Source organism: Elstera litoralis (assembly GCF_000963705.1).
Taxonomy (GTDB): domain Bacteria; phylum Pseudomonadota; class Alphaproteobacteria; order Elsterales; family Elsteraceae; genus Elstera; species Elstera litoralis.
In genome coordinates, this window is sequence record NZ_LAJY01000183.1 from 1 (window position 1) to 3,339 (window position 3,339).

A 3,339-nucleotide genomic window follows, 5' to 3' on the forward strand; every position below is an offset into this window, starting at 1 on the left:
TATCGACAGCCAGTTCCTCAATTGGGGGAACATGTACGAGGTCGCGCCGTTCTACGTGCTGATCTTGATTTTGATGATTAAGCCCTACGGCCTCTTCGGCACCAAAGACATCGAACGCGTTTAACCTTTCAGGGGAAAGATCATGGCCGGTACAAGCATGCGCCCCTGTGGGGATTTTCGAACCACTTATGCGGCCGATACGCATATTTTTGACACAAGGAATTCGTTTCTCTTTGCGGTGCTGGGGGTGGCGCTGTTGGCGGCATCGCCCTTCCTGGTCAGTAATTACCTGCTCTCGCTGTTCATCCAGATCGGCTATTACGCGATTGCCGCGCTGGGGCTGAACATCGTTGTCGGCTTTACCGGGCAGATTTCGATTGGCCATGCCGCCTTCTTCGGCTTCGGGGCCTTCGCCTCGGCCTGGATCAGCAATCACGGCATTCCGGTGTTCTTTGCCATTCCGCTGGCGGGGGTGATGACAACGGCGGTCGGCCTCTTGTTCGGCCTGCCGGCGGGGCGGCTGAAGGGGCTTTATCTCGCCATCGCCACTTTGGCAGCGCAGATCATCTTGCAAGATTTCTTTGCGCGGGCCGAATGGTTTACCGGCGGGGTCGCCGGGGCGCATGCGGAGCCTTTCTCGATCTTCGGCTTCAAGTTCACCAACGATAAGAGCTACTTCTACGTTGTGCTCTTTTATCTGGTGATCTCCTTCGTCGCCGTCGCCAATCTGATGCGCACCCGCGACGGGCGGGCCTTGATCGCCGTGCGCGACCATTATCTGTCGGCGGAAATGATGGGGATTAACCTGATGAAATATCGGGTGCTTTCCTTCGGCCTCTCGGCGTTTTTCGCAGGCATCGGCGGGGCGCTCTCGGCCCATTACGCCCAGTTCGTCTCGGTCGAAGGCTTTACTATTCTGCTCTCGATCCAGTTCCTCGGCATGATTATCATCGGTGGCCTCGGCTCGGTGATGGGCACGCTGATGGGAACCGCCTTCATGGTGCTGCTGCCCGAAGCGATGGATACGCTCACGCGGCTGCTGTCGGGCAGCTTTATCGATACCGCCTTGGGCCTGCGGGCGAATGTTTCGTATTTGCGCGAAATCGCCATCGGGGCCACCATTATCCTGTTCCTAATCTTCGAACCCGATGGGCTCGCCCATCGGTGGCGGCAGATCAAGGCTTACTGGAAGCTCTACCCCTTCTCTTACTAAAAAAGACGCAAAGTCAAAGAGAGATGGGAAATTAAACGCACACAATCCACTGGGAGGAAACTATGCGCGTTCAACACTTACTCACCGCGACCGGGCTTGTTTTGGCGCTCGCCGTTCCGGGCGTCGCCGCCGCTCAAATCAAGATCGGCCATCTTGCCGATTATACCGGCGGCACGTCCGATATCGGCAAGCCGTTCGGCGAAGGCGTGGCCGAAGCTTTTGCCCATATCAACGCCACCGGTGGCGTGAACGGCAAAAAGGTCGAGATCGATACCGTCGATTACGGCTACCAAGTGCCGCGCGCCCTGGCGACCTATAAGAAATGGACCGGCGACAGCCCGAAAATCTCGGCCATCATGGGCTGGGGCACGGCGGATACCGAAGCTTTGGTGAATTTCGTCACGCAAGATGAAATCCCCTATCTCTCCGGCTCCTACGCGGGGCAGCTCACCGACCCGATGAAAAAAAGGCCCGCGCACGGAAAAGGCGACGCCCTATAACTTCTTCTACGGGCCGAGCTATTCCGATTCGGCGCGCGCTATGGTGCAATGGGCGGCGGCCGATTGGAAAGCCAAGGGCAAGGCCGGGGCGCCGAAATATGTGCATATGGGCGCGAACCATCCCTACCCGAACGCCCCCAAGGCCGCTGGGGAAGAAGCCGCCAAGGCGGCGGGGTTCGACGTGCTTCCCGCCATTCAATTCCCGCTCGCACCGGGCGATTTCACGGCGCAATGCCTCACGCTGAAGCAATCGGGCGCGAATTATGCGTACTTGGGCAATACGGCAGCGTCCGACGTGGCGGTGATGAAGGCCTGCCAGACGGCGGGGGTTGACGTTCAGTTCCTCGGCAATGTTTGGGGCGTCGATGAAAACGCGCTGAAGGCGGCGGGCACTGCCGGTAATGGCGTTATCTACCCGATGCGCACCGATGTTCTGTGGGGCGCGGACGTGCCCGGCATGAAGCTGATCCGCGATATCGCCAAACGCACCGACGCTTCGGGCGGCTATCGGTCGCTGCATTATGTGGCTGGGATCTGCGCCTCCTATTACATGAAGGAAGCGCTGGAATGGGCCGATAAGAACGGCGGCGTTTCCGGCCCGAACGTGAAGAAGGCCTTCTATCAGAAGAAGGATTGGGTTCCGGCGGGCCTCGAAGGCGTTTGCCGTCCCGTCACCTGGACCGAAGACGATCACCGCCCGACGCTGGACGTGGCCCTGTTTAAAACCACCGTTTCGGGCAATACCGACGCGCCGCTGCCGGACCTGATCGGCAAGGTGATTAAGCTCGAAAAAGCGGCGGACGTGAAGCTGGAACGCAAGCTCGACCTGCTCGGCTGGTAAGTGCGGCCATCCCCGGCCTCTCGTTAAGAGGGGCCGGGGGGGCTTGGGAAAGGGGAGAGATGTGACCCAAGTTGCTCAAAAGCTCGATGCCGAGAAGCCCGAGACCGCGCCGCCGCTGCTCTCGGTCAATAATATCGAAGTCGTGTATAGTGACGTGATCCTCGTGCTGCGCGGCCTCAGCCTCGCGGTGCCGGAGGGCGAAATCGTCGCCCTGCTCGGCGCGAATGGTGCGGGTAAATCGACGACACTGAAGGCGATTTCCGGCCTGCTGAAAGCCGAAGACGGCGCGATCACGCGCGGCTCGGTGCAGTTTCGCGGCGAGACGGTCAGCGGGCTCGACCCCGGCCAAATCGTCCGGCGCGGCATTTTTCAGGTGATGGAAGGCCGCCGCATCGTCGCCGATATGACCTGCCGGGAGAATCTGCTGCTCGGGGCCTTTACCCGACGCGACCGCGAGATCAACAGCGATATCGACCGGGTGTATGAGTATTTCCCGCGCCTCAAGGAGCGCACGGGCCTTGCCGGCTATCTTTCCGGCGGCGAGCAACAGATGCTCGCTATCGGTCGCGCGCTGATGGCGCGTCCAAAACTCATTCTGATGGATGAGCCGTCGATGGGCCTGTCGCCGCTGCTGGTGAAGGAAGTATTTTCGATCATCCGCCAGATCAATAAGGAGCTGGGCGTTACCATTCTGCTGGTGGAGCAAAACGCCCGCATGGCGCTCTCCTGTGCCTCTTACGGCTATATCATGGAGCAGGGTAAAATCGTGCTCGATGGGACTGCCG

At 59.7% G+C, this 3,339-nt stretch carries 3 protein-coding genes and 2 pseudogenes; all 5 read left to right on the forward strand.

Features of this window, described 5'->3' with window-relative positions:
• Positions 1–124: pseudogene (locus VZ95_RS23960) on the forward strand (branched-chain amino acid ABC transporter permease); the annotation flags it as partial.
• 18 nt (positions 125–142) lie between these two features.
• Complete coding sequence (locus VZ95_RS08140) at positions 143–1,213, forward strand: branched-chain amino acid ABC transporter permease (RefSeq protein ID WP_045775407.1); 1,071 nt, start codon at positions 143–145, stop codon at positions 1,211–1,213.
• Positions 1,214–1,275: 62 nt separating this feature from the next.
• Positions 1,276–1,713: an ABC transporter substrate-binding protein gene (locus VZ95_RS28105; protein WP_269747085.1), complete on the forward strand. Its 438-nt coding sequence runs from the start codon at positions 1,276–1,278 to the stop codon at positions 1,711–1,713.
• 37 nt (positions 1,714–1,750) lie between these two features.
• Positions 1,751–2,554 (forward strand): annotated as a pseudogene (locus tag VZ95_RS28110) (ABC transporter substrate-binding protein); the annotation flags it as partial.
• A 61-nt stretch (positions 2,555–2,615) separates the two neighbouring features.
• On the forward strand, positions 2,616–3,339 hold a 724-nt coding region (locus VZ95_RS08150), incomplete at its 3' end, for an ABC transporter ATP-binding protein (protein WP_045775408.1).

Coding starts and splice junctions, on each gene's coding strand:
- VZ95_RS28105 (WP_269747085.1), top strand. CDS start 1,276: ATGCGCGTTCAACACTTACTCACCGCGACCGGGCTTGTTTTGGCGCTC.
- VZ95_RS08140 (WP_045775407.1), top strand. CDS start 143: ATGGCCGGTACAAGCATGCGCCCCTGTGGGGATTTTCGAACCACTTAT.